The sequence below is a fragment of the Halomonas chromatireducens genome, from assembly GCF_001545155.1.
Taxonomy (GTDB): Bacteria; Pseudomonadota; Gammaproteobacteria; order Pseudomonadales; family Halomonadaceae; genus Halomonas; species Halomonas chromatireducens.
This window is the reverse complement of sequence record NZ_CP014226.1, coordinates 1,212,018-1,236,896: the sequence shown is the minus strand read 5'-3', so window position 1 is coordinate 1,236,896 and position 24,879 is coordinate 1,212,018. Positions and strand designations below refer to the sequence as shown.

The window sequence follows — 24,879 nt, the reverse complement described above, 5'->3', positions numbered from 1 at the left end:
CTCCTTCACCCGCAACCGAGCTTTTCGGGTGCCTGTGGCTAACCCACCGGTGCTGACGCTATGCTTTAACGAGACGCAACTTTCGCTAGTGACGCCGTGCTCAGTTGAAGCAACACCCTTATTCCAGGAACCGACATGTCTCTCAGCAAGACCCGCTCCAGTTTCTACCGCCGACTCTACGTGGCTCACCTGATAAGGACCGGAGTCGCCAGCGTGGCGGCCATCATCGAAGCAACCGGCATGCCGAGACGTACCGCCCAGGACACCATCTCGGCCTTGGCCGAGCTCGATATCCACTGCGACTTCGAGCCCGAACCCGGCAAGAGACACAACATCGGATGTTACGTAATACGTGACTGGGGCCCTATATCCCCTGAGTGGGTCGCCGCCCATGCCGACCGGCTTCGCCAAGCACTCGACTATCCCGCCATGTCATGAGACAGCTGTTCCCTTCCATCCTGCCACTGCAACATCGCCTGCCCAGGCTCGCCTTGCTGATGGTCGCCCTGCTGTCATCGGGTGGCTGTGTCAGCAACGCAACGCTGCAGTCGCCAGGCCCGGGGGCCGAAGAACCGAGAATCACGACGCATCAAGTCGTTGCCGACGATGGCTATCGGCTTCCTCTACGCCATTGGCCCGCCCAGGGCGAAGCCGGCAGCGTGGCTCTGGCAGTGCATGGTTTCAATGACCATGCCGGTAGCTTCAGCGTGCTTGCCGACGCCCTGACCCGCCAGGGCGTGGAAGTCTATGCTCATGACCAGCGTGGCTTCGGCACCACCGAACAGCGCCGTCTGTGGGCGGGGCACCAGCGGCTGAGCGATGACGTAGCTCTGCTCGCCGATTTGATGCGTGAACGTCATCCTCACACGCCCATCTACCTGATCGGCAAAAGCATGGGTGCGGCTATCGTGATACTCACCATGACCGGCGACGACCCTCCCCCGGTGGATGGCAGCGTATTGATCGCCCCCGCCGTGTGGGGACGAGAGGCGATGCCGTGGTACCAGCGGCTGGGGCTGTGGCTCGGTGTTCGCCTGATACCACAGGTGTCCTTCTCGGTACACACCACGCGGAGCCTGGGAATCGAGCCCACCGATGACGAAGCGATCAAGCGCCAGCTGGCCCAGGATCCGCTGATCCTACGTAGCGCCCGAGTGGATACCCTTCACGGGGTGACCGACACCATGGACCGGGCGCTGCATGCCGCCCCGGACCTGCCCGGCCCCACCCTGGTCCTGTATGGCGACGAAGACCAGGTCATTCCCGCCGAGGCATTTTGCGCGCTGTTGAACCGCCTCCCTGAGACGGAGCCGGCAACGGGGACAGGCTGGCGCCTGGCGCTCTACCCCGATGGCTACCATATGTTGACCCGCTATACCCAACGCGCTCGCACCGAGCAGGATATCGTTGCCTGGCTGACCAATCCGGCCGCCCCCCTGCCTTCCGGCCACGAGACGAGCCGCGACCAGGCCCGCGAGGCACTTTGCCAATGAGCTAGATGCTGTGCATTCGACGCTGCAAGCGGAAAGTGCTCTGCGAATGGCCGCAGTAAATATGGTTGACAAGTCACGATCCGGGGCAGAGTGTAGTTGGATGAGCGTTGAAAGGCACGGAACCGCCCACCATGACAACGGCACGTCAGACGCGCTTGTAAAGCATTTAGACGCCACCATCGAGCGGCTTTCCGCCGCGAATGCCGTTGCAGACGTCTCTCCCGTATTCGAGGTTATCGATGCGGCACGCCCCCTGATGTTCGAAGCCAGGGGGCTAGAAGTCCTCTATGCGCGCGTGCCGGTGATCGAGGCTGCAGGATTCTTCGGCGGTAGCGACTGGGATTACCCTCAGCCACTGGTGCCTTCGCTCGCCGTGCGTACGGTGCGGCACGGCGACCCGGTCGCCACCCTGATCGAGAGCCTTAGCCAGATTCGTCTGCTGGCTGTTGCCAAGGGCGACTACTCCCACCCTTCAGTCTCGTCAGAACACGCTCATCACTTTCTTGCCCAAGTGATGGCCATGAACCTCGATATCGTGGTCAGCGACCTGCAAGAGAGCGACCGGCTGCGGCCTGCCCGCCTTGGGCTTGCCGTCCAGAACCTGTATCACTACTTGCTCGAGCATCTGGGCTACCAGAATCTCCTAGAGCATCTAGTGGCCGAGGTCTGGCGGATTCTTGAGCAACGTCCAGTCCAGGTCAATGGCGTCAAGCAAATGGTGACCCAGATTGCCGCCTGCTTGAACACCCCGGCCACCATGGTGGGAGAGGCCGGGGAGGATGCCCGGAAGCTCGTCGATGCCGTGTTCGGGCCAACCGAAGGCTGTCGCGAAGATCCCGGCTTCGAGGTGTACGCCGAGAGGCTAGCAAGCATGGACGACGCGGCCCTGCTGCAGGAGGCCATGGCGTTTGCCCAGGGGATGCACAGCACTTGCCTGGTCTCGCCCTACATGCCGGATTTTATCCGCTACCTGCGTAAGCGATGGAACGAGCTGATCCCCACGGCACTCGGCCTGAGCCACACGGGGGCAGACGCTTTTCACTGTTACCCAGCGCTGATTCACACATTGATTGATGAAGCCCTGTTTACCGAAACCAGCCAGGCCGCCTACGGCCTTGCCATGATGCTAGAGCGAGGCATTCTGTACTCGCCTCCGGTGGCCCCATCGCTATGGCGGCAACTGGGGCTCACGTTGTGCGATGCGGCGGCACAGAAGGTCGTTGCTGTGTTTGGTGATCGACGCTCGCCCGAATGCTTTCTTCTCGCCGACGTGCTCAATGTCCTCGGCCGCCCGCTCGGCATAGGCCAGGGTAACTACCCCACCTGCCAGTCGACACGCGCCCTGTCCATGTGGGCCTTCAATACCCCGGCAGACCTGCTGCGAATCGTCGCCTGGGCAGCCCGCGACGACGCGATCGTGATGCGCTTCGAAGGCCACAATATTTCCTCCCGCGAGCTCGGCGCAGGCCTAGCCACCGAGCCGCCCGTGGAGGTGGATGCCGTTTCCCTGCTCACCGTCCCTCATCTCGATCGCATCTACTTCGAGATGGGTCGACGCAGTGCCGGGCGCGGAGAGGATCCGCACAAGTGGGTCAACGCTGAATTTCATGGCGATCATGTCGGGCATGGGTTCCGCATCGCTGTCGATATTTTTACCGTGGGACTGAAGGACTTCGAGGGTTTCATCCGTGATTTTTATGCGGCATATCACCCCTTCTACAACGGCAACATTCCGGTGATCAATCCGCAACCGGCGGGTATTGCCGTGACCGACGGCGCCACACGCTTTCTCGGCTGGCACGCCATCACGTTCCAGCGCCTTGCGCTAGACCCAAGCCAGGTCATGCGGGTGTACTTCTTCAATCCCAACAACGATAGCAGGCAAGACTGGGGACAGGGGATCGTTACATCGACACAAGGCAATGGCGAACTCTACGGTGAAGCCTCGCTACCGGTTGCCCAATTTGCATCGCGACTATACGTCTTTCACTACGACCCGCTCGAAAAGGGCGAANAGCTCGGCTCTCGCCCTTGTCAGGGCAGGGATGTCAGGCAGTTGCTGGATCAGGGTCTCGACTCGGGCAAGCGAGGCTTCGACGATGTCGCGATAGCGCTGTAGTCTTGCTCGTTCATTTTCGCGCCGGCCTGAGAGGAGCCGCCACCACCCTTGACGGTGACAAAGACGTCGAACTGACCCACGGTGTCGGTCAGCTCAAGCGGCTGGCGAACCACCATGCGCCCGGTGACGCGGCCGAAGTACTGGTCCAGCTCATGGCTGTTGACGGTGATCTTGCCGGTTCCCGGCTTGAGAAAGACACGGGCAGTGGATGTCTTGCGGCGCCCGGTACCGTAATAGTGCTGTGTCATGGCGATGACCCCCTCAGATGTTCAGTTCTTGCGGCTGCTGGGCGGCGTGCGGATGCTCGGCGCCGGCGTAAACCTTGAGCTTGGAGTACATCGCACGTCCCAGGGGGCCCTTCGGCAACATACCCTTGACAGCGGACTCGATAACACGCTCGGGAGCATGAGCGATCATCTTCTCGAAGCTCATGGAGCGCAGGCCACCCGGGTAGCCGGTGTGGCGATAGTAGGTCTTGGCCTTCGCCTTGTTGCCGGTGACATGCACCTTCTCGGCGTTGATCACGACGATGTAGTCGCCGGTATCGACGTGAGGAGTGAATTCCGGCTTGTGCTTGCCGCGCAGGCGACGAGCAATTTCGGTGGCCAGACGACCGAGCGTCTTGTCCGCAGCATCGACGACATACCAGTCGCGCTGGACGGACTGCGGCTTAGCAGTGAACGTCTTCATGGATGAAATCACCACAATATATTGATGTATTGGATCCTGCCGCCGGGGCTGCCGACATGGGATCTTCCCTATTCTTCTTGGTTGTCGCCACCAGCAGCGACGACAACGATCAAGCGAGGCGGCATTCTACACGACTCCATGGCATATGATAAGAGGCATATCACGGCTTATGCGGCAGCGCCAGGTACTCGTGTGACTGCATCTCCTGAAGTCGTGACAAGGTTCGCTGAAACTCGAATTCGAGCCGGCCATCGGCGTAAAGCGCCTCGGCAGACGTCTCGGCGGAGAGCAGCAGCTTGACACCGCGGTCGTAGAACTCGTCAACCATGTTGATAAAGCGCCGCGCCTGGTCGTCGGTTGCCGCACCCATACGGGTCACGTTGGAAACCAGCACGGTATGGTACTCCCGCGCCAGCTCAATATAGTCGTTCTGGCTGCGCGGCCCGTCGCACAGTTCGCGAAACTCGAACCACACGACATCATCATGCAGCCGGCGCGCATGAAGCACGCGATGATTGACCTCTATGGACACATCGGTCTCGCCGTCGTGCCCGGCTATCTCACGGAAGCTGCGAGCTAGCTCGGCGTCGGCCGCGTCGTCGAGTGGCGCATGGAAGATCTCGGCACGTTCCAGCGCACGCAGTCGATAGTCGATGCCGGAATCAACATTGACCACCTGGCAGTGTCGCTTGATCAGGTCGATGGCGGGCAGGAATCGGGTTCGCTGTAGCCCGTCCTTGTATAGCTCGTCGGGAACGATATTCGACGTCGCGACGAGTACGACGCCACGCTCGAACAGCGATTCCAGAAGGTTGGCCAGGATCATCGCATCGGTGATGTCCTTGACGAAGAATTCATCAAAACAGATGACACGGGCCTCGGCGGCAAACTTGCCGGCGATCAGGCTCAAGGGATTCTTCTCGCCCTTGTAGTGCTCGAGTTCGTTATGCACACGCTGCATGAAGCGGTGGAAATGGGTACGCATCTTGTCGGGAAACGGCAGCGACTCGTGGAAGGTGTCGACCAGATAGGTCTTGCCGCGCCCCACCCCACCCCAGAGATAGAGTCCCTGAACCGACGGCAATGTCGGTCCCTGATCAGACTTGTCGCGCTTGCCGAACAGGCCTGCCACCCGCGACTTCAGGCCACGGCTCGTAGTAACCGCCCTCGGCTGGGCCCGCGGCATCGCCACCAGCTCATCGAAAAGACGCTGCAGGTGCATGACAGCCTGCTCCTGGGCCGGATCGTACTGAAATCCCTTACGCTCGATGTCGGCACGATATCGCGCCAGTGGCGTAATACCGGGAGTCGAACGAGAGTCCACGGGGGTCGCAGTCGCACACATGGCTATTCCTTGCTGACTTGGCTCATAAATTGGCAAGCTGTGCATTATACGCTCCTAGCAACCTTTGCGCAGAACAACGCCGTGCTGACGCGGCGTTGACCGGCCGACCGCCCACACCCCTATAATGGGGCGCCAGACGACCGAGTGCGGCGCCATGGCAAGACCACGCGCTCAGCGTGCATCAGCATCAGGGGGAGAACCACGTGGATTATGGCAACATCAACTGGCTGGTCGCCATCGTCGGCCTGCTGGCCGGTCTGGGCCTCGGCGGCCTGGGCTACCATCTATTCGGCGCCTCTGCGAGTCGCCTGCAGCATCAGCGACAGCAGCTGGCGGAGCGCGAGAGGGAGCTGAGCGAACTCAAGGAGGGTCTGGGAGAGCACTTTACCCAGGTCGGCATGATGGTCGCCAATATACAGCGCGAGATCCGCACTCTCGAACACCGGGTGACCGAAGACGCCAGCACACTCAACTGTGAGACGCCTGCCACCCGCCGTCTCGATGTGGCGACGCAAAAGACGCTCGCCCCGCAGGCCGACGAAATTCCCACACCCCGCGACTATGCCGACGGTACCGGCGGCACCCTATCGGAAGACTTCGGACTCAAGTCCGACACCGAGACCAGAGACGCCCCGCAGCCGCCACGCTACTGACCAGGGGACGTAAGGATGCCGCCAGCCCGGCGTCACGCCGGGTTGTCGATATCGACGAAGCGGTGCTCGATGCCGAACTCCCGGACCAGCCACTCGCCCAGCGCCTGAACGCCATAGCGCTCGGTGGCGTGATGCCCGGCGGCTAGATAGTGAATACCGAGCTCGCGGGCCAGGTGAGTGGTACGCTCGGAGATCTCACCCGAGATGAAGGCGTCGGCGCCGGCCTCCCAGGCCCGGGTAATCATGTCCTGCGCCCCCCCCGTACACCAGGCCACACGCTTCACCGCTCCCACGTCAGGCGCCTCGACCAGCAGCGGCGCACGCCCCAGGCAAGCGGCCACATGGCTCGCCAACTCGGCAGCCCCACGCGCTTCCGGAAGACGACCTAGCCAGATAAGCCCTTCACCGATGTCGCCGTCGGCAAAACCCTCCACCTGGAAGCCCAGCCGGCGAGCCAGCTCAGCATTGTTTCCCAGCTCGGCATGCGCATCCAGGGGCAGATGGTAGGCAAGCAAATTGATATCATTGAGCAACAGCGTGCGCAGGCGACGCTGCTTCATGCCGGTGATGGGAACCGGCTCGTTCTTCCAGAAATAGCCGTGATGGACCAGCACCAGGTCGGCCCCCCAGGTCACCGCTTCATCGAGCAGGGCCTGGCAGGCGGTCACACCGGTCATGACGCGGGCGATGGGTACACGTCCGGCCACCTGCAGCCCATTGACCGTGTAATCCTGGAACCGCTGCACATCGAGCAGTGCATCACAGCTCCTTACCAGGTCGTCGCGGGAAATCATTAGGCCCTCCGGACAGCAGTTCACTTGAATGTTAGGATAGTGCCATTGTAACGACTGCGCGGGGCGGCATCGACTGCTCCCCGCCAATCAGGAAAGTACTGCATGCGTCGTCCGCTCTTAGCCTATGCCCTTCCCGTCCTCATCGGCGTGCTGCTGGCTATCGTACTGCTTAACACCTTTCCGCAGCTCCTGGGGCCACCTCAGTCCTCTCCACCCGAGCCCCCCCCTGCTGTTGAAGCGCCCAGCGAGCTGAATCAGCCGGCATCCCGCGCCACGCCCGAGGTGCGGCAAGCCGAACCCCTGAGCCGTATGCAGGGGCCGGTCAGCTATTCGGAGGCGGTGGAGAAGGCCGCCCCGGCGGTGGTCAATATCTACTCGTCACGAGTCGTCGCTCTCGAAGAGCACCCGATGATGTCCGACCCCTTCTTCCGCCAGTTCTTCGGCGACGACGTACCCAGTCAGCAACGCTTTCTCTCCAGCCTGGGCTCCGGTGTCATCGTCAGCGAAGACGGCTATGTACTGACCAACCATCACGTGATCGATGGCGCCGACGAGATCCAGGTGGCCCTGCGGGACGGTCGTGAAACCCTGGCCCAGGTCATCGGCACCGATCCGGAAAGCGACCTGGCCGTGCTGCGCATCGACCTTGAAGACCTCCCCGTCATCACCCTGTACGACACCGAGGACGTGGCGGTGGGCGACATTGCCATGGCCATCGGTAACCCCTTCGGCGTCGGCCAGACCGTCACCATGGGCATCATCAGCGCCACGGGGCGCACCCACCTGGGCCTGAGTGCCTACGAAGATTTCATTCAGACCGATGCCGCCATCAATCCCGGCAACTCCGGGGGGGCACTGATCAATGCCGAAGGCGCCCTGGTGGGTATCAATACGGCCATTTTTTCACGCTCCGGCGGCTCTCAGGGAGTGGGTTTCGCCATTCCCACCCGTCTGGCCCATAGCATTCTCGATGACCTGGTGACCCAGGGGCGCGTGATTCGAGGCTGGCTGGGCATAGAGGCCCAGGAAATCACCCCGGAGCTGGCCGCCTCCTTCGGCCTGCAAGCCCCTCGCGGCGTCGTCATTTCCGGAGTGGTAAGGGACGGACCCGCCGCCCGGGCAGGTCTGCGTCCAGGAGACGTCCTGCTGGAAGTCGATGGTCGCCCGATTCTCGATGCACGGGTAGCCATGAGCGACATCGCCGCCATCCAGCCCGGCGCCACCCTACCGCTGACCGTCGTGCGCAGCGGCGACAAACTCAGCATCGAACTGGAAGTCGGTGAACGCCCTCCCCCTCAGTTGAGACAGCCGGAACGCTGAGGCGCAGACACCCGCACGCCACCTGCCAACACGAAAAAAGACCCTGCCCACTTTCGATGGACAGGGTCTTTCGTGTTATCGCCCCGGCAGCGGCCGACAGCGCTACTTCTGGATCCGATACTCGGCTGAACGCGCATGGGCGGTCAACGACTCGCCCCGGGCAAGAATCGACGCAGCCCACAAGCTGACCATCCTCGCCTCCATCGCCTACGGGGTGCCGTTGCAGTTCGAGAAGGCCTACACCGAAGGCATCTCCCGGGTCACCTTCGACGACGNCCACGCACGTACGGTGGCCATCAGGCCCGTATCCATCATCAGGTACATGCCGACCATGACGGCGGCAAAAGCAGCCTCATGGAGGCAGCCTTCCTCCAGGTGCAGGTGGTAGAGCTCGCCATAGGCGGCCAGCGTACCTTCCAGGTCGCCCGTGCCGTAAGCCGCCTGGGCCTGTAGCGCCAATAGCTCGGCTGACGCGGGCATGGACAGTCCGGCGAGCAGTTGCTGTGCCCGGGCGAAGTCGCCGACGTCCAGGGCGGTGCGAATTGACGACAGATCCGCTTTCGTCATCGCTCAGTTGCCTTTGTTGCGGTTGTAACAAGGATTGTTACGCCCTTGGTGTAGGTGCCCCGGCACCTATCCGAAGCCGCTTACTGAAAGGAGTATTTCGACATGAACGAAACACTTTATGACAGACTCGGCGGTCGAGCCGGCATTGACAAGCTCTGCGATCGCATAGTCGAACTTCACCTGCATAACGACGTCGCCGGCCCACGTTACCAAGCGCTCGATCAAGAAGCGCTGGATCGGGCCCGCATCAAGGTCAAGGAGTTCATCGCGGCCGGTTCCGGTGGGCCCGTGGAGTACACTGGACGGTCGATGATCGAGACCCACACCGGGATGAACGTCAGCGCGGCCGAATACGTGGCCGTGGTCGACGACATCATGCAAGCCATGAACGAAATGGAGTATCCGCGCCCGGTCTGCGACGAAGTGCTGGGCATTGCCTATTCGCTCAAGGAGGAAATCATCCACCGATGAGCGAGGCCAAGCCCAACCGCGATCGATTCAGCCGGTATCGGCCAGTTTGCGCCGGTCGATACCGGTCTACCCGCATCGCAATGGTTCATATCCAAGCGATCGTTAGCCAAGCTGAGCTGCTCTCATAGCCTGCCCCTATCAAAGCGAAAGCCTCCCCACAGCTTGACGGCTTCGGTCCTTAATCCTTCACTGATACGTGACGGCTTATGGGATTCTGACTGCTTCCGGGATAGGGTCGGAAGCTGTTTACAAAGAATGAGGCGATACGGCGATATCGGCTCACACGTCCTGTAAGCCACCATTCAGTCGAGGAGAAGACCGTGTCTGAACAAAAGTCTACACGCCGGGAGTGGGGGGCACGCACCACGCCCAGTCTGCAGGGCAATGAACACTGGTGGCCCGACCAGCTCAACCTCAATGTATTGCACCAGAAGCACCCCGACGCTAGCCCATTCGGAGCCGATTTCAGTTATGCCGAGGCGTTCTCCAAGCTCGACGTCGACGAACTGTGCGCCGACCTCGATGCGCTGATGACCGACTCGCAGGAGTGGTGGCCCGCCGACTGGGGTCACTACGGGCCGTTCTTCATTCGCATGTCGTGGCACGCGGCCGGCACCTATCGTGCGGTCGACGGCCGCGGTGGCGGCGGCACCGGTGCTCAGCGCTTCGCACCGCTAAACAGCTGGCCCGACAACGGCAACCTGGACAAGGCACGCCGGCTGCTGTGGCCGATCAAGCAGAAGTACGGCGAGAAGATCTCCTGGGCCGACCTGCTGGTCCTCGCCGGCAATCGGGCGCTGGAGACGATGGGCTTTCGCACCTTCGGTTTCGGCTTTGGCCGCTCCGACATCTGGGCGCCCGAGGATGACATCTACTGGGGCCCCGAGACCGAGTGGCTCTCGACCAACGACGAGCGCTACACCGGCACCTGGGAAGACGGCAGCCGCTCCCTGGACAACCCGCTCGCCGCGGTCCAGATGGGGCTGATCTACGTTAACCCGGAAGGCCCTAACGGCGTTCCCGACGCGATGAAGTCTGCCCAGGACGTACGCGAGACCTTCTCGCGCATGGGCATGAACGACCGCGAGACCGTCGCGCTGACCGTGGGCGGCCACACCTTCGGCAAGATGCACGGCAACGGCTCGCCCGACGCCGTCGGCGACGCGCCAGAGGCGGCGAAGATCCACCAGCAGGGGATCGGCTGGGCCAACAAGAACGAGACCGGCCTGGGTGAGTACACGGTCACCTCCGGGCTCGAAGGCGCCTGGACCCCGACGCCGACCAAGTGGGACAACTCCTACCTCAACACCATCTTCGCCCACCAGTGGGAGGTCAAGAAGTCGCCCGCGGGTGCCAATCAGTGGGAGCCGGTGGAGGTGAAGGAGGGGTTCTGGGTGCCCGATGCCCACGTCGAAGGCAAGAAGAATCCGCCGGTGATGAACACCGCCGACATGGCGATGATCACCGATCCCGCCTACCTCGAGATCGCCAAGGAGTACCACCAGAACCCGGACGTGCTCGCCGACGAGTTCGCCCGTGCCTGGTACAAGCTGCTGCATCGCGACATGGGCCCGCAGGCCCGCTACCTCGGCCCGCACGTACCCAACGAAGACCTCGTCTGGCAGGACCCGGTGCCCAAGCATGAGGGGCCGCTGGTCAACGACCAGCAGATCGCCACGCTCAAGCAGCAGATCGCCGACGCCGGCCTGACCGCCAAGCAGCTGGTGGGGACCGCCTGGGCCGCGGCCTGCACCTACCGCCAGACCGACCACCGCGGCGGCGTCAACGGCGCGCGCATTCGTCTCGAGCCGCAGATTGGCTGGGACGTCAACGTGAGCTCCGGCGTGCCCGAAGTGCTCGACAGGCTCCAGCAGATCAAGGACGCCTCCGGTACTAACATCTCGCTGGCGGACATGATCGTGCTGGGCGGTAACATGGGAGTCGAGATGGCGGCGAAGGCTGCCGGCCACCGCATCACGGTTCCGTTCTCCCCGGGCCGCACCGATGCGAGCCAGGAGATGACCGAGGTGGATGCACACGCCTTCCTTGAGCCGAGGCACGATGCCTTCCGCAACTACATGCAGAAGCAGGCGACCTCCATCCCGGCCGAGCACCTGATGATCGACCGGGCGTTCATGCTCAACCTCAGCGTACCGCAGATGACGGCGCTGCTCGGCGGCATGCGGGCCATCGGCGTCAACGTCGGTGACAATAGCAACGATGGCATCCTCACGCCCTTCTATCTGTCCCATCATCTCGTTGATGCTGTCGCGAATCACCTGCTCCGGGCTGCGCTCCGGCTCGGCCTGTGCCGACAGTGAGAACAGCGCCAGGCACAACCCCACCACCATCAGGCGAAGGAGAGTATGGGAGCGAGACATCAGTGTCTTGGGTTGACCTGTCATGGGGTGACCTCTTAACGAAGCGATGATTGAGTGACACAAGGCCAGGGCCTCTAGTCGCTGACCATATTGGACACGAATTGCTGAATGAGTTCTTCCAGCACCATGGCGGACTGGGTGTCGCGGATGGTATCGCCATCGGCAAGGGTGTCCGGATCCCCGCCGACCGTAAGCCCGATGTACTGCTCGCCAAGCAGTCCGGCAGTGAGAATCGCAGCGGTGGTGTCTCGAGAAAGCCTGCCCTCGAGTTCGCCGTCGAGCTCCAACACCACGCGGGCATCGTACCAGTCGGTATCGAGCTCGATGGCTGTCACCCGCCCCACGGTCACACCCGCCATGGTGACTCGGGCACGTGGCTTGAGGCTGCCGATATTGGCAAAGTTGGCCTCGAGCCGAAAGGTGTCGCCCGGGGCGGTAAAGGCCATGCCACTGACCCGCATCCCCAGGAACAGGAGCCCGAGGATACCCGCCAGCATGAACAGGCCAACCCCCAGCTCCATCGTCTTGCTGCGCTTCATTGCGTCTCTCCGAACGTCAAAACAAGTCTTCCCGTCATCAGGAAAATCCACCAAACATCAACGCGGTGAGCACGAAATCCAGGCCGAGCACCGCCAGTGACGAGTAGACCACGGTGCGCGTGGTAGCCCGCGAAATGCCTTCCGATGTGGGCACCAGGTCATAACCCTGAAACACCGCGATCCAGGTGACCACCAGGGCGAAGACCACGCTCTTGACCATGCCGTTGCCGACATCACCAATGAAATCAACGCTGCCCTGCATATTGCCCCAGTAGGAGCCTTCAAAGACCCCGAGCCACTCGACCCCCACAAGGTAACCGCCGTAGATGCCGACCACACTGAAGCCAACGGTCAACACCGGCAGCGCCACGAAACCGGCCCACAGCCGGGGGGCCACTATCCGCCTCAGGGGGTCGACGCCGATCATCTCCATGCTGGTGAGCTGCTCGGTGGCCTTCATCAGGCCGATCTCGGCGGTCAACGCCGAGCCGGCCCGGCCGGCAAACAGCAGTGCCGCCACGACCGGTGAGAGTTCACGCAGCAGCGACAGCGCCACCATCTGACCCAGCGCCTGCTCGGCACCAAAGTCAACCAGCAGGGTGTAGCCCTGTAGCGCCAGCACCATGCCGATGAAGAGCCCGGAAACCAGCACGATGGCCAGCGACAGCACGCCGACGAAATGCACCTGCCGCAGCCACAGGTACCAGCCCTCCCGGGACGGCACACCAACGGCTGACTGGGCCAGGAACTGCCCTGCCCGGCCCAGGGCTTCGAGCACTTCGCAACCGCGCCGCCCGAAGCTCACGATTCGCCCGATCATGGGCGCCCCTCCCCATTGAGGATGTCGCTGAAGAAATCCGTCGCCGGATAATGAAAAGGGACCGGACCATCGGGCTCGCCATGGACGAACTGACTGACTCGCGGATCCTCATCCACGTCCAGTGAATCCGGCGTACCCTGGGCCATGACCCGGCCATCGGAAATCACGTAGACATAGTCGGCTATGGACAGCGTCTCCTGAATATCGTGCGACACCACGACGGCAGTCAGGCCCAGCGCATCATTGAGCCGCTTGATCAGCTGGACCAACACCCCCTTGGAAATCGGATCCTGCCCCACGAAGGGCTCATCGTAGAGAATCAGTTCGGGGTCCAGGGCAATGGCACGCGCCAGAGCGACCCGCCGGGCCATCCCCCCGGAAAGCTCCGATGGCATCAGGTCGCGCGCGCCGCGCAGCCCGACTGCCTGCAGCTTCATCAGCGCCACGTCACGGATCATCGCCTCGGGCAGATCGGTATGTACGCGCAGGGGAAAAGCCACGTTCTCGAATACGCTGAGATCGGAGAAGAGTGCACCGCTCTGGAACAGCATGCCCATGCGACGCCGCAATCGAAAAAGCGCCTTGCGGGACAGGGCATGCACATCCTCGCCGTCGATACTGACGCGACCAGCATCGGGGGCAAGCTGCCCGCCAATCAGCTTGAGCAGGGTCGTCTTGCCCGTACCGCTGGGACCCAGGATGGCGGTGATCTTGCCCCGCGGGATTTGCAGTTCCACGCCGCGGAAGATGTCCTTCTCCCCCCGGGCGAAATGCAGACCCTCCACCACCACGAAGGGGGAATCGGTCATTGCGAGACGTCCATCGAAAAAATTATCGAACATCGTATCCTAACCGGGTCGCAGGGCGCCAGCCCAACGCAGGCCGCACTTGCACCCGGGCCCGCCAGCACGTCTAATATACGCCTCCTGGATGCCTCGGCCCCGCCTTATTCATGCTGATCCCCCTGCTCATGGCCACTGTCGGCCTCATCGGTCTGGTCTGGAGCGCCGATCGTTTCGTCGGCGCTGCCGCAGCCACGGCGCGCGGCACCGGCCTGAGTCCCCTGCTGATTGGCATGACCGTGGTGGCGCTGGGGACCTCGGCCCCGGAAATGGTCGTGGCAGTATTCGCAGCACTGGATGGTATCCCCGACCTGGCCACCGGCAACGCACTTGGCTCGAATATCGCCAACATCGGCCTGGTTCTCGGCATCACGGCCTTGGTTCGACCGATCCCCGTCCCCTTCTCTCTGGTGCGGCGCGAGCTGCCGCTGCTTCTTGGCGCCACCGGACTGGCAGGCTATGCCCTGGCCAACGGCATCCTGGGGCGCTTCGACGCACTGTTTCTCTCCCTCCTGCTGATCTTCAGCCTGTGGTGGCTGGTTCGTGCCGATACCCCGGACGCCGCCCCGATGGGAGATATACCCGACCTGGCGCTGCCACGGGCGCTTAGCTGGCTGGTCGGCACGCTGCTGCTGCTGGCACTCAGTTCCCGCATACTGGTCTGGGGCGCCAGTGAACTGGCCCAGGGCATGGGCGTCAGTGAGCTGATCATCGGCCTGACCGGCGTGGCCATCGGCACAAGCCTGCCGGAGCTGGCCGCCTGCGTGGCCAGCGCCCTCAAGGGGCACCATGAACTGGCGATCGGCAATGTCATCGGCTCGAACCTGTTCAACCTGCTGGCAGTGCTGCCCATTCCTGCCCTGCTCGCACCTGGGCCGATCGATGCGGCAGCGGCAAGCCGCGACTATCCGATCATGCTGCTGCTGACCCTGGCCATGTCCATGCTGCTTCTGTGGCAGCGCCAAGGCCGCATCGAGCGTCTGCCTGCCAGCCTGCTGCTGGGGTGCTATCTCGCCTATCTGGGCTGGCTGGGGCTTGTCGGCAACGGCGCTCCTTGAGTGAAACGCCACAACGGGCAACAATCATCATCATGACCATAGACGCTGCTTCTCCACATCAAGCCGATCCCGCCGACGTATCGCCATTGCGCGATAGCGCCCGTCGCACGCTTCAAATCGAGCACCAGGCCATCGGCGCCCTTGCCGATCGACTGGATAGCCATTTCGATCATGCCTGTGAGCTCATGCTTGCCTGCCAGGGTCGGGTGGTCGTCACCGGCATGGGAAAATCGGGCCATATTGCCGGCAAGATCGCCGCGACCCTGGCCAGCACCGGGACGCCGGCCTTCTTCGTCCACCCCGGCGAAGCCAGCCATGGCGACCTCGGCATGATCACTCCGGGCGATGTGGTGCTGGCCCTTTCCAACTCCGGTGAAACCGGAGAAGTCACAGCGATTCTGCCACTACTCAAGCGTATGGGCACGCCGCTGGTCAGCATGACGGGGAACCCCGAGTCGACCCTGGCCCGCCATGCCGACGCTCACCTGAGTGCCGCCGTCGCCCGTGAGGCCTGTCCCCTGGACCTGGCCCCCACCGCCTCTACCACAGCGGCGCTAGCCCTGGGAGATGCCCTGGCCGTCGCCCTGCTGGAAGCCCGCGGCTTCACCGCTGAGGACTTCGCCCGCTCACACCCGGGAGGCAGCCTGGGAAAGCGGCTCCTGCTACGGGTCGCCGATCTCATGCATCAGGGTACGCGACTGCCGAGCGTCCCGATGGGCAGCCCGCTGCGGGACGCACTATTGGAGATGTCCCGACAGGGGCTCGGCTTCACCTGTGTGGTGGACGTGCAGAATCGACTGATTGGTGTCTATACCGATGGCGACTTGCGCCGCACCCTGGACCAGCATACCGACCTCAGCCAACTGAGTGTCGATGACGTCATGACTCGCCCCGGCAAGCGCATCGCCCCCGACCTGCTGGCCGCCGAGGCGGTGCGCGTCATGGAGGACAATCGGATCACGGCCCTGGCCGTGGTCGACGAAGAAGGACATCCGGTCGGTGCCCTGCACATGCACGACCTGCTGCGCAGCGGCGTGATCTGACGACCCATTGAACCCCTGACCTTTTGAACCACTGACCTTTTGAACCACAAGGAGAGCCCATGGCTCTGGCAACTCCGATCAACGACCCCCGGCTCCTCGACCGTCTACGCCAGATCCGTCTACTGGCCCTCGATGTCGATGGGGTACTGACCGACGGACGACTCTACTTCCAGGCCGACGGCGTTGAGATCAAGGCATTCCATACCCAGGACGGGCTGGGCATCAAGCTGCTGCGGCGCGCCGGCATCCAGGTTGCCCTGCTGACGGGTCGAGAATCCTCCATGGTCAGTCATCGCGCTGCCGCGCTGGGCATCGACCACGTCTTCCAGAGCTGTGAGGACAAGCTGGCCACCTTGCGCGAACTCTGCCGACGCAAGAACCTCTCTCTGGAGCAGGTCGCCTATTGCGGCGACGATCTTCCCGACCTGGCCGCCATCCAGCGGGCCGGCATTGGCATCACCGTCCCTGGAGCCCCTCCCTACATTCACGCCCTGGCCGACTGGGTCACTTTACGCAGCGGTGGCCACGGGGCCGTTCGCGAGATCTGCGATACCCTGCTCGAAGCCCAAGGACACCGAGACGCCCTGGTCGACACCTATCTTCACGTCCAGCACTGACCCCATGCTGCCCAAGCGCCTGCCCCGCCCCTCGTTTCGACTATGGCTCCTGCTGATCCTGATTGGCCTGGGAGCACTGCTTGCATGGCTAGCGCCCTGGCAGACTCCCGCTCCCGGCCCGGTGCCCACCGACGAGGCCGGCGAACCTGACTACTACCTCGAAGAAGCCAGGCTGACGCGATTCGACGCCCAGGGCCGTGCCCACCAGCGCCTGGACAGCCCGCGCCTGGTGCATACTCCTCACGATGATGTCACCCGAGCGGTAACCCCGGTGGCCCACTTGATCGATCGAGAGGGTAGGCGCTGGATTGCCAGCGGCGACGAAGGGCGACTTGGCCCCGGGGGCAATCCACTGACACTGACCGGCAACGCCCGACTGTTCGCCCCCGAGGAGCGCTGGCAGCTCGACACAGAAATATTGCACTTCGACGCCAATGTCGGGCACGCCTGGAGCGACACCCCGGCACTGCTCCAGCAGCCCCCCCAACACATGCGCGGCGACCGCTTCGATGCCTGGATCCATGACAACCGGTCACGTTTGACCGACAATGTTCGCGGCCACCACCCCCCGGAGCGCGCCCAGCAGGGCCAGGCCGAAGCCATCGAACCAGAGGATGTCACGCCATGAAGCAATTCAAGTTCCCAACCGCCCGCATGCTAATCGCCCTGGCGCTGGTTGGCATGGCGTGGGGAAGCGGCCCGGCCCTGGCCCAGCAGCGAGACGCCGACCAACCCATCGAAGTCGAGGCCGACCAGCTCGATCTCGACGACACCGCCGGCACCGCCGTCTATACCGGTGACGTGGACATTCGCCGGGGGACCATGCAACTGACCGGCAACCGGGTCGAGATCCGCCGCAACCAGGCTGGCGAACTGACTCGCGCCATCGCCACCGGCGAGCGCGCCTATATCGAGCAGCAGCCCGACCCGGACGAACCCGTGGTGCGTGGCTGGGGGCGAACCATCATCTATCATGTCGCCGAGCGCCGCGTCGAACTGATCGACAGGGCCGAGCTGCATCAGCGGGGCGATACCTTCGATGGCGGCTATCTGGAGTACTTCCTCGATCGCCGCGTGGTTCAGGCTCGTGCCGAGAGCGAAGGTGTCGAAGGGCGCCAGCGGATTCGCATGACCCTGCAACCGGAGCGCTGACGTGGTAATGAAGACCCTGAGAGCCACTCACCTGGCCAAGAGCTACAAGCGTCGCCGTGTGGTACACGACATCAGCCTCTCCATCGAGCAGGGCAGCATCGTCGGCCTTCTCGGCCCCAACGGTGCCGGCAAGACCACTTCGTTCTACATGATCGTTGGCCTGGTCCGCGCCGACGCCGGTGAAGTGCATATCGACGACCTGGACCTGAGCGGGTCGGCCATGCATGAGCGTGCCCGCGCCGGCATTGGCTACCTTCCCCAGGAAGCCTCGATCTTTCGCAAGCTCTCGGTGGCGGATAACATCATGGCCATTCTCGAGACGCGCAAGGACCTGGACCGACGAGGCCGTCATGCGCGCTTGGAAGAGCTGCTGGAAGACTTTCATGTTACCCATATCCGCAACAATCTCGGCATGAGCCTGTCTGGCGGCGAACGGCGACGGGTGGAGATCGCCAGGGCGCTGGCCACCGAGCCGGCCTTCATCCTGCTCGATGAGCCTTTCGCTGGCGTGGATCCTATTTCCGTTGGTGAAATCAAAGGCATCATCCGTCAGCTCAAGGCGCGTGATATCGGCGTCCTGATCACCGACCACAACGTGCGCGAGACATTGGATATCTGCAATACCGCCTACATCGTCGGAGACGGGCAGATCATTGCGGAAGGTGATGCCAATGCCATTCTCGCCAACCGCAGGGTGCGTGAGGTCTATCTCGGCGAGGACTTCCGTCTCTAAACCTGGCGACTCGATCAACACAACTGCCTGCTGTCAATATAAACATGCATATTCGGCACGGAAATTGCGGATGGCATGCTTATTGCACTCAAAACACTTGCAAGTCGAACCATTGGGGGCTAGGGTGGTTTTTTTCGGCAGATGAGCCCCCTATTCTCATGGCCATGAAAGCATCCTTGCAACTCCGTGTCGGCACTCAGCTGACCATGACGCCCCAACTGCAGCAGGCGATTGCGCTGCTGCAGCTCTCGACGCTCGATCTGCGTCAGGAGATCCAGCAGGCGCTGGAAACCAACCCCATGCTGGAACTCGACGACGGCTTCGGCGAACAGACCGCCGAAGCGGTCCAAGACGACGATTGGGCCAGCGAAATTCCCTCTGAACTTTCCACCGACAGCGACTGGTCTGACACCTACCCCGACCATGGCGCCAGCTCGGGCAGCGGCGAAGGACCTGATTTTGAACGCCAGGCCGCCGGGCAGAGCCTGGCCAGCCACCTGATCTGGCAGCTCGCGATGACCGATCTCAGCGAGCGCCAGCGCCAGATCGCCGAGAGCCTGATCGATGCCGTGGACGGCACCGGCTACCTGGCGCAGCCGCTGGAAGAGATTCGCGACGGGCTCCGCCAGCAGGGCCTCGAGGGCCTGCCAACCCGGGAGGTCGAGCAGGTGCTGCTGCGTCTGCAGCAATTCGAACCTACCGGTGTCTTTGCCCGGGACCTGCGTGAATGCCTGATGCTGCAGCTCGCGGCACTACCCGACGACACCCCGCTGCTCCCCCAGGCCAGGCGCCTCGTCCGCCAGTTCCTCGAAGCCCTGGCCAGCGACGATCGCCGACTGCTCAAGCGCCGCCTGGGGCTGGACGATGAGGCCCTGGAGGAGGTGATCGGTCTGATTCGCTCGCTGGACCCGCGCCCGGGCAGCGAGTTCGCCGAGGTGAGTGGCAATTACATCACCCCCGACCTGCTCGCTCACCATGACGAGCGCGGCTGGCGTGTCGAGCTCAACGCCGACGCCCTGCCAAGACTGCGCATCCAGCCCGATTACGTGGCCCTGGTAAGGCGCGCCGACAAGAGCCAGGACAACCAGTTTCTCAAGGATCACCTTCAGGAGGCGCGCTGGCTGATGAAGAGCCTGGCCAGCCGGAACGACACCCTGCTGCGGGTCGGCCGCGAGATCATGGCCCGCCAGCTCGACTTTCTCGAGCAGGGGGAGGAGGCCATGCGGCCACTGATACTGGCTGATATTGCCCAGGCCGTGGATATGCATGAGTCGACCATCTCTCGCGTAACGACCCAGAAATTCATCCACACGCCGCGCGGCGTGTTCGAACTCAAGTTCTTCTTCTCCAGCCATGTCGGCGGCGGAGAAGGCGAAGGCGACGCCTATTCCAGCACCGCGATCCGTGCCCGGATCCGCAAGCTAGTACAGGACGAGCCGCCCCGCAAGCCGCTGTCGGACAGTCGCCTGGTCGATCTGCTGGCCGAGGACGGCATCCGCGTTGCGCGGCGAACCGTCGCCAAGTACCGGGAAGCGTTGGGCATACCCTCCTCAAGCGAGCGCAAGCGATTTCGCTGACCCCAGCCCGCTCTCTTGACCCTTCGCAGGAAACCGGAAAGGGAGGGGTTTGCAGGGCCTCAAAAAGGGTTACAATCGAGGCACCACCCGAAGGACGAAGGAGCCTGTCATGCAAGTCAATATTACCGGCCACCATGTGGAACTGACCGATGCCCTGCGTGACTACGTCAGCGAAAAACTGACCCGCGTGCAGCGCCACTACGACAACATCACCAACGTCCAGGTCACGCTTTCGGTAGAGAAGGAGCGTCAACTGGCCGCCTGCACCCTGCATGCTGCCGGCGCCGACCTTCATGCCGAGGCCACCGATCCCGACATGTACGCCGCTATTGACGCACTGACCGACAAGCTCGACCGTCAACTGGTCAAACACAAGGAAAAAGCCCAGGCCCGCGCCCAGGGCGCCGGCATTCGCTGATTGCCATGACACTGGAAACCATTCTGCCGCCGGAGCGCGCCTTGTTCGGCGTCCCCGGTGGCAGCAAGAAACGGGTGCTGGAATTCTTCAGCACCTTCATCGCACAGAACACGCCGAGCCTCGACAGCCAGGAAGTCTTTGCCCGCCTGATCGGCAGAGAACGCCTCGGTAGCACGGGCATCGGCAATGGGGTGGCCATTCCTCACGCCAGGAGCCCCCACTGTCACAGTCCGGTCGCGGCCTTCCTCCAGCTGGCGGAGCCTATCGATTTCGACGCCATCGACGGCGAGCCGGTCGACCTGGTCTTCGTACTGCTGGTCCCGGAAGAGGCGGACGATACACATCTGGCGCTACTCAGCCAGGTGGCCAGCATCATGAACGATGTCGACACTCGAGTGGCACTGCGCAAGAGCAACAGCCAACGTGAGCTCCACGAGCGGCTCATTGAAGCCATTCGACGACAGACGCCGACGCCGCTCTGACCTTCCCGGGCCGCCCGGCCAGCCAACCAGGAGACCCGCATGCAGCTCGTGATCATCAGTGGCCGTTCCGGCTCCGGCAAGTCGATCGCACTGCAGGCGCTCGAAGACTTGGGCTACTACGCCATCGACAACTTTCCAGCGATGCTGCTGGGATCGCTGGTAGAAGAACTGCCCAGCGGACCGTCCGGCCAATCCTCCATTGCTGTCAGCATCGACTCACGCAACCTCCCCCATGCCCTGGAGCGCTTCCCCCGTCTGCTCGAGGAGCTGCGCGCCCGCAAGATCGATTGCCAGGTCATCTACCTCACCACAGATGCAAGAATTCTGATCGAGCGATACTCGGCCACACGGCGACGCCATCCGATGACACGTGGCAGCGACATGACGCTGGGAGAGGCAATCGAGTCGGAAGACGCCACCCTGAGCGACATTCGCAACCTGGCCGACCTGATCATCGACACCTCCCGGCTTTCGGTCCATGACCTGCGAGGCCGCATCACCGACCAGGTTGCCAGCCATCGGCCCGATCAGTTGACGCTTACCGTCGAGTCCTTCGGCTTCAAGGGAGGGGTGCCCCTTGATGCGGATATCGTCTTTGATGCCCGCTGCCTGCCAAACCCCTACTGGGACCCGCGGCTGCGTTCTGCCACCGGCCGCGAGCCCAGCATCGTTGAGTTCCTGGAGCAGTATCCGCTGGTGGGGGAGATGCTTGACGACATCATCGGCTGGATCGAGCGCTGGCTCCCCGCCTATCGCAGCAGCCACAGAAGCTATCTCACCGTCGCCATCGGCTGCACCGGTGGACAGCATCGCTCGGTATACCTTGCCGAACGGCTGGCACACCACCTGGCCCAGCTGCAGCCTGACGTTCGCCTGCGCCACCGAGAGCTCGGCATACACACGCCGGTCTCCCCCTCACCACAGGACGCTCCGGGAAAGCCTGAACGCAAGGAGTCGTAAGCGTGGCCAGCCGCAAGCTAACACTGACCAACAAGCGTGGCCTGCACGCCAGAGCGGCCACCAAGCTGGTGCAGTGCTGCCAACCCTACCAGGCACGAGTCACTGTCAGCCGTGGCGGCCAGGATGCCGACGCCTGCAATATCATGTCACTGCTGATGCTCGGCGCCCCGTGCGGCACCGAGCTGACGGTGAGCGCCGAGGGACAGGACGCCGAACAGGTCCTCGATGCGTTGGAGACCCTGTTCGATGCCCGCTTCGAAGAGGATGCCTAAGCACCCCTCCCCCTGGACGTGACACAGCGCCCCTGATGGCCCGCCTCAGCCTCCAGCGATGGTCATCTCATCGATCAACCAACTGCCGGAGTGGATACTGCCACGGGTGTCGATATCGCTGCCGACCGCGGCCAGCCCCTTGAACATCGCTTCCATATTCGAAGCGATGGTGAACTCCTCCACCGGGTGCTGGATTTCCCCGTTCTCCACCCAGAAGCCGGCAGCGCCCCGGGAATAATCGCCGGTGACGCCATTGACCCCCTGCCCCATCAGCTCGGTGACGAGCACCCCGCGGCCCATGCGCGCCAGCAGTTCGTCGCGGGTTGCCAGCGGAGCGTCGATACGCAGGTTCCGCGCACCGCCGGCGTTGCCGGTGGTTTGCATGCCGAGACGCCGGGCGCTGTAGGCGGACAGCATGTAGCTGGCCAGTTGCCCATTCTCGATGAAAACGTTGTCACGGGTCTGGACCCCGTCATTGTCGAAGGGGGAGCTGGCCATGCCGCCCCTCTCCATGGGCCGCTCATAGAGGGAGAACCAGGCCGGGAAGAGCCCGTCGCCCAAGCGGTCGCAGAGAAAGGAGGCCTGCCGGTACAGCGAGCCCCCGGCGATCGAACTCATGAGATGGCCAATCAGGCCACTGGCCACCGTGGCATCGAACAGCACCGGCAGGCGCCCGGTATCAGGCCGCCGGGAGCCCATGCGGCGCAGTGTCTTCTCCGCCGCCGAACGTCCGACAGCCTCGGGTGCCAGCAGATCCCGCGGATCGCGGGCACTGGTATAGTCGTAGTCGCGCTGCATGCCCCCTTCATCCTCGGCGATCAGCATGCAGGAGAGCGAGTGGCGGCTGCCGCACTGGCTGCCCAGGAAGCCGTGGCTGTTGGCATAGACCCGCACCCCTTCCCCACTGGAGAGCGAGGCCCCTTCGGACTGGCGTATCCCCGGCTGGCTCCTGCCTGCAGCCTCGCAGGCCAGGGCCAGGTCGATGGCCTGCTCGGTGGTCAACGCCCATGGATGGTGCACGTCCAGATCGGGGAGCTCCGTCGCCATCAGCGCGGCATCCGCCAGCCCCGCCGCGGGATCCTCGCCGGTGTAACGGGCGATGGCCACGGCCTTTTCCACGACCGCGTGTATCGACTCATCGCTGGCATCCGTCGAGGAGGCACTACCCTTGCGCCCCCCCTGATAGACGGTCACCGCGATGCCCTGGTCGCGGGACAGCTCGACGGTTTCCACTTCGCCCTCACGCACGCTGATACCGATTCCCTGGTCGACGCTGGCACCCACTTCGCAGGCGTCGGCGCCCAGGCGGCGTGCCAGTGCCAGTGCCTGCTCGGCACGGGACGTCAGCAGCGGCTGTTGAGCGGCGGCATCGAAAGCCTGTGTCATCTGTCTCTCCCTCATTCACCGGCCCGGCCGGCATTCGAACGTGTCAGTATCCCGCCATGCGCTGGCGGGCTGGTATACTGTGTCGCATTGATCCCACCGGGGCGATCAAGCTCACGATACTGTTGACCCTTCACACTAGTTGGTAACGGCATGTCCCAGGAAGTCCCTTCACAGCCAGACGAGCGGCCCAGCAAGTCACAGCTCAAGCGCGAGATGCACAAGCTGCAGGCGCTGGGCGAACAGATCATCGCCATGACGCCAGCGGAGCGGTCACGGTTCCCGCTCTCCGACGACCTGCTGGCGGCGGTGGAGGAGACCTCGCGCATCCGCTCCCATGAAGGGCGTCGCCGCCATATGCAGTACGTCGGCAAGCTCATGCGCGGCGAGGACCTCGACGCCATCCAGGCGGTGTTCGATTCCATCGAGCAGGAATCCCGCCATCGCGACCTGGCCTTCCACCGCCTCGAGAAGTGGCGTGACCGCCTCATCGAGGAGGGCGACGACGCCGTCGAAACCTTCATTGCCGACTATCCCGATGTCGACCGCCAGGGCAGTGGCCAGCAGCAGGGCGACAAGGCGTGTAGCGATGGTGGAAACGCGCATCCTGATCCTCGTGTCTAACATCCCGTGTCGGCCATGGTAGGATTGGCCNTCAATCATGTGCTGCTGGTCGCGCACCCCCCGGAAGCCCAACCCAACCTCTATCGCTGGCTGCGCTGGCTTCGTCGCGGGCTGATCGCCGCGGTAATCCTGGGTGGGTGGCTCTTCTACCGTACTGTCGGGGTCAATCATGACCTGACCACCCTCGGGCTCGCCTTCACTGGGCTTCTCGAAGCCGGCCAGCATGCGCAGCAGGGTCGACTTGCCCGAGCCCGAGCCACCCAGCAGGGCGAATATCTCCCCCCGTCGAATGGAGAGGGAGACGTCGTCCACCGCCAGGGCGCCATCGAAGCGCTTGCTGACCCGGCGGATCTCCATCAGCGCCTCCCCATGCGCCGACCGCGGCTTGCCAGAGACGGAAGGAGCCGGTGGCGGCTGTTCGGCGGGTCGTGCTTCAGCAATGCCGGAAGGCATCGAATCGGAAGACACAGGCTCGACACGTCGAGCCCGGCCCGTGGCGCGCGGCTGGGGTTGCGACATTGCAGCG

The 24,879-nt window shown here is 63.3% G+C and carries 25 protein-coding genes and 3 pseudogenes; 19 read left to right on the top strand and 9 right to left on the bottom strand.

Annotated features, from left to right (window positions below):
• Window positions 1-135 precede the first annotated feature (135 nt).
• Complete coding sequence (locus tag LOKO_RS05795) at window positions 136-438, top strand: winged helix-turn-helix domain-containing protein (RefSeq protein ID WP_066446245.1); 303 nt, start codon at window positions 136-138, stop codon at window positions 436-438.
• The gene (locus LOKO_RS05790) at window positions 435-1,493 is read left to right on the top strand and encodes an alpha/beta hydrolase (protein WP_201025361.1); all 1,059 of its coding nucleotides are present in this window, start codon (window positions 435-437) and stop codon (window positions 1,491-1,493) included. Before LOKO_RS05795 ends, LOKO_RS05790 begins: the two co-directional genes overlap by 4 nt.
• A gap of 2,136 nt (window positions 1,494-3,629) precedes the next feature.
• On the opposite strand, the pseudogene rpsI reads toward LOKO_RS05790, so the two are convergent.
• From rpsI to zapE, 3 genes and pseudogenes are all read right to left on the bottom strand, one after another.
• Window positions 3,630-3,860: pseudogene (gene rpsI / locus LOKO_RS05780) on the bottom strand (30S ribosomal protein S9); the annotation flags it as partial.
• A gap of 13 nt (window positions 3,861-3,873) precedes the next feature.
• Entirely contained in the window at window positions 3,874-4,302 is a 429-nt protein-coding gene (gene rplM, locus LOKO_RS05775) for a 50S ribosomal protein L13 (protein ID WP_043516860.1), read from the bottom strand.
• A gap of 160 nt (window positions 4,303-4,462) precedes the next feature.
• Entirely contained in the window at window positions 4,463-5,647 is a 1,185-nt protein-coding gene (zapE, locus tag LOKO_RS05770; protein ID WP_066446240.1) for a cell division protein ZapE, read from the bottom strand.
• 203 nt (window positions 5,648-5,850) lie between these two features.
• Here zapE and LOKO_RS05765 point away from each other — a divergent pair, with 203 nt between their 5' ends.
• Window positions 5,851-6,300, top strand: a complete 450-nt coding sequence (locus LOKO_RS05765; protein WP_066446237.1) for a ZapG family protein — start codon at window positions 5,851-5,853, stop codon at window positions 6,298-6,300.
• 32 nt (window positions 6,301-6,332) lie between these two features.
• Here LOKO_RS05765 and LOKO_RS05760 read toward each other — a convergent pair whose 3' ends face one another.
• Entirely contained in the window at window positions 6,333-7,094 is a 762-nt protein-coding gene (locus tag LOKO_RS05760) for a Nif3-like dinuclear metal center hexameric protein (protein ID WP_066446235.1), read from the bottom strand.
• Between the two features lie 102 nt (window positions 7,095-7,196).
• Between LOKO_RS05760 and LOKO_RS05755 the strand changes: the two genes are divergently transcribed.
• The 4 genes and pseudogenes from LOKO_RS05755 to katG all read left to right on the top strand — a co-directional run bounded on the left by LOKO_RS05755 (window position 7,197) and on the right by katG (window position 11,773).
• Window positions 7,197-8,414, top strand: a complete 1,218-nt coding sequence (locus LOKO_RS05755) for a Do family serine endopeptidase (RefSeq protein ID WP_066446232.1) — start codon at window positions 7,197-7,199, stop codon at window positions 8,412-8,414.
• A 166-nt stretch (window positions 8,415-8,580) separates the two neighbouring features.
• Window positions 8,581-8,688, top strand: a pseudogene (locus LOKO_RS20580) (hypothetical protein); the annotation flags it as partial.
• Between the two features lie 395 nt (window positions 8,689-9,083).
• Window positions 9,084-9,452 carry a truncated hemoglobin gene (locus tag LOKO_RS05745; protein ID WP_066446229.1) on the top strand — a complete coding sequence of 123 codons (369 nt, stop codon included), beginning with the start codon at window positions 9,084-9,086 and terminating at the stop codon, window positions 9,450-9,452.
• A 320-nt stretch (window positions 9,453-9,772) separates the two neighbouring features.
• Window positions 9,773-11,773, top strand: a complete 2,001-nt coding sequence (gene katG, locus LOKO_RS05740; protein ID WP_235588946.1) for a catalase/peroxidase HPI — start codon at window positions 9,773-9,775, stop codon at window positions 11,771-11,773.
• A 134-nt stretch (window positions 11,774-11,907) separates the two neighbouring features.
• On the opposite strand, the gene mlaD is transcribed toward katG, so the two are convergent.
• Genes mlaD through LOKO_RS05725 form a run of 3 tightly spaced genes read right to left on the bottom strand, consistent with a single transcriptional unit; the run spans window position 11,908 to window position 14,001 of the window.
• Entirely contained in the window at window positions 11,908-12,372 is a 465-nt protein-coding gene (gene mlaD / locus LOKO_RS05735; RefSeq protein ID WP_066446226.1) for an outer membrane lipid asymmetry maintenance protein MlaD, read from the bottom strand.
• 37 nt (window positions 12,373-12,409) lie between these two features.
• Window positions 12,410-13,192 carry a lipid asymmetry maintenance ABC transporter permease subunit MlaE gene (gene mlaE, locus LOKO_RS05730; RefSeq protein WP_066446223.1) on the bottom strand — a complete coding sequence of 261 codons (783 nt, stop codon included), beginning with the start codon at window positions 13,190-13,192 and terminating at the stop codon, window positions 12,410-12,412.
• Window positions 13,189-14,001, bottom strand: coding sequence for an ABC transporter ATP-binding protein (locus LOKO_RS05725; RefSeq protein ID WP_066446220.1), 813 nt, complete (start codon window positions 13,999-14,001; stop codon window positions 13,189-13,191). The genes mlaE and LOKO_RS05725 overlap by 4 nt, the downstream gene beginning before the upstream one ends.
• A gap of 143 nt (window positions 14,002-14,144) precedes the next feature.
• Here LOKO_RS05725 and LOKO_RS05720 point away from each other — a divergent pair, with 143 nt between their 5' ends.
• From LOKO_RS05720 to LOKO_RS05670, 11 genes are all read left to right on the top strand, one after another.
• Complete coding sequence (locus LOKO_RS05720) at window positions 14,145-15,092, top strand: calcium/sodium antiporter (protein WP_066446218.1); 948 nt, start codon at window positions 14,145-14,147, stop codon at window positions 15,090-15,092.
• 32 nt (window positions 15,093-15,124) lie between these two features.
• Window positions 15,125-16,135, top strand: a complete 1,011-nt coding sequence (locus LOKO_RS05715) for a KpsF/GutQ family sugar-phosphate isomerase (RefSeq protein WP_066446215.1) — start codon at window positions 15,125-15,127, stop codon at window positions 16,133-16,135.
• A 59-nt stretch (window positions 16,136-16,194) separates the two neighbouring features.
• On the top strand, window positions 16,195-16,752 hold the full coding sequence (locus tag LOKO_RS05710) for a KdsC family phosphatase (protein ID WP_066446211.1): 558 nt from the start codon (window positions 16,195-16,197) through the stop codon (window positions 16,750-16,752).
• 4 nt (window positions 16,753-16,756) lie between these two features.
• Window positions 16,757-17,380 (top strand): LPS export ABC transporter periplasmic protein LptC, encoded by a 624-nt coding sequence (gene lptC / locus LOKO_RS05705; protein WP_066446207.1) that lies wholly within the window; start codon window positions 16,757-16,759, stop codon window positions 17,378-17,380.
• The gene (lptA, locus tag LOKO_RS05700) at window positions 17,377-17,904 is read left to right on the top strand and encodes a lipopolysaccharide transport periplasmic protein LptA (protein WP_066446203.1); all 528 of its coding nucleotides are present in this window, start codon (window positions 17,377-17,379) and stop codon (window positions 17,902-17,904) included. Before lptC ends, lptA begins: the two co-directional genes overlap by 4 nt.
• 7 nt (window positions 17,905-17,911) lie before the next feature.
• A complete protein-coding gene (gene lptB, locus LOKO_RS05695; protein WP_066446194.1) occupies window positions 17,912-18,637 on the top strand; it encodes an LPS export ABC transporter ATP-binding protein in 726 nt (241 codons plus the stop codon).
• 158 nt (window positions 18,638-18,795) lie between these two features.
• The gene (locus LOKO_RS05690; RefSeq protein WP_066446191.1) at window positions 18,796-20,214 is read left to right on the top strand and encodes an RNA polymerase factor sigma-54; all 1,419 of its coding nucleotides are present in this window, start codon (window positions 18,796-18,798) and stop codon (window positions 20,212-20,214) included.
• A 109-nt stretch (window positions 20,215-20,323) separates the two neighbouring features.
• Window positions 20,324-20,632 carry a ribosome hibernation-promoting factor, HPF/YfiA family gene (gene hpf / locus LOKO_RS05685; protein ID WP_043514205.1) on the top strand — a complete coding sequence of 103 codons (309 nt, stop codon included), beginning with the start codon at window positions 20,324-20,326 and terminating at the stop codon, window positions 20,630-20,632.
• Window positions 20,633-20,637: 5 nt separating this feature from the next.
• Complete coding sequence (gene ptsN, locus LOKO_RS05680) at window positions 20,638-21,114, top strand: PTS IIA-like nitrogen regulatory protein PtsN (RefSeq protein WP_066446187.1); 477 nt, start codon at window positions 20,638-20,640, stop codon at window positions 21,112-21,114.
• Between the two features lie 39 nt (window positions 21,115-21,153).
• Window positions 21,154-22,074, top strand: coding sequence for an RNase adapter RapZ (gene rapZ, locus LOKO_RS05675; protein WP_066446184.1), 921 nt, complete (start codon window positions 21,154-21,156; stop codon window positions 22,072-22,074).
• A 2-nt stretch (window positions 22,075-22,076) separates the two neighbouring features.
• Entirely contained in the window at window positions 22,077-22,346 is a 270-nt protein-coding gene (locus LOKO_RS05670; protein WP_066446182.1) for an HPr family phosphocarrier protein, read from the top strand.
• A 45-nt stretch (window positions 22,347-22,391) separates the two neighbouring features.
• On the opposite strand, the gene pmbA is transcribed toward LOKO_RS05670, so the two are convergent.
• Complete coding sequence (pmbA, locus tag LOKO_RS05665; RefSeq protein ID WP_066446179.1) at window positions 22,392-23,732, bottom strand: metalloprotease PmbA; 1,341 nt, start codon at window positions 23,730-23,732, stop codon at window positions 22,392-22,394.
• Between the two features lie 150 nt (window positions 23,733-23,882).
• Here pmbA and yjgA point away from each other — a divergent pair, with 150 nt between their 5' ends.
• Entirely contained in the window at window positions 23,883-24,353 is a 471-nt protein-coding gene (yjgA, locus tag LOKO_RS18615; RefSeq protein ID WP_083517689.1) for a ribosome biogenesis factor YjgA, read from the top strand.
• A 222-nt stretch (window positions 24,354-24,575) separates the two neighbouring features.
• Here the strand turns inward: yjgA and LOKO_RS05660 are convergent.
• Window positions 24,576-24,710 (bottom strand): annotated as a pseudogene (locus tag LOKO_RS05660) (ATP-binding cassette domain-containing protein); the annotation flags it as partial.
• Window positions 24,711-24,879 lie beyond the last annotated feature (169 nt).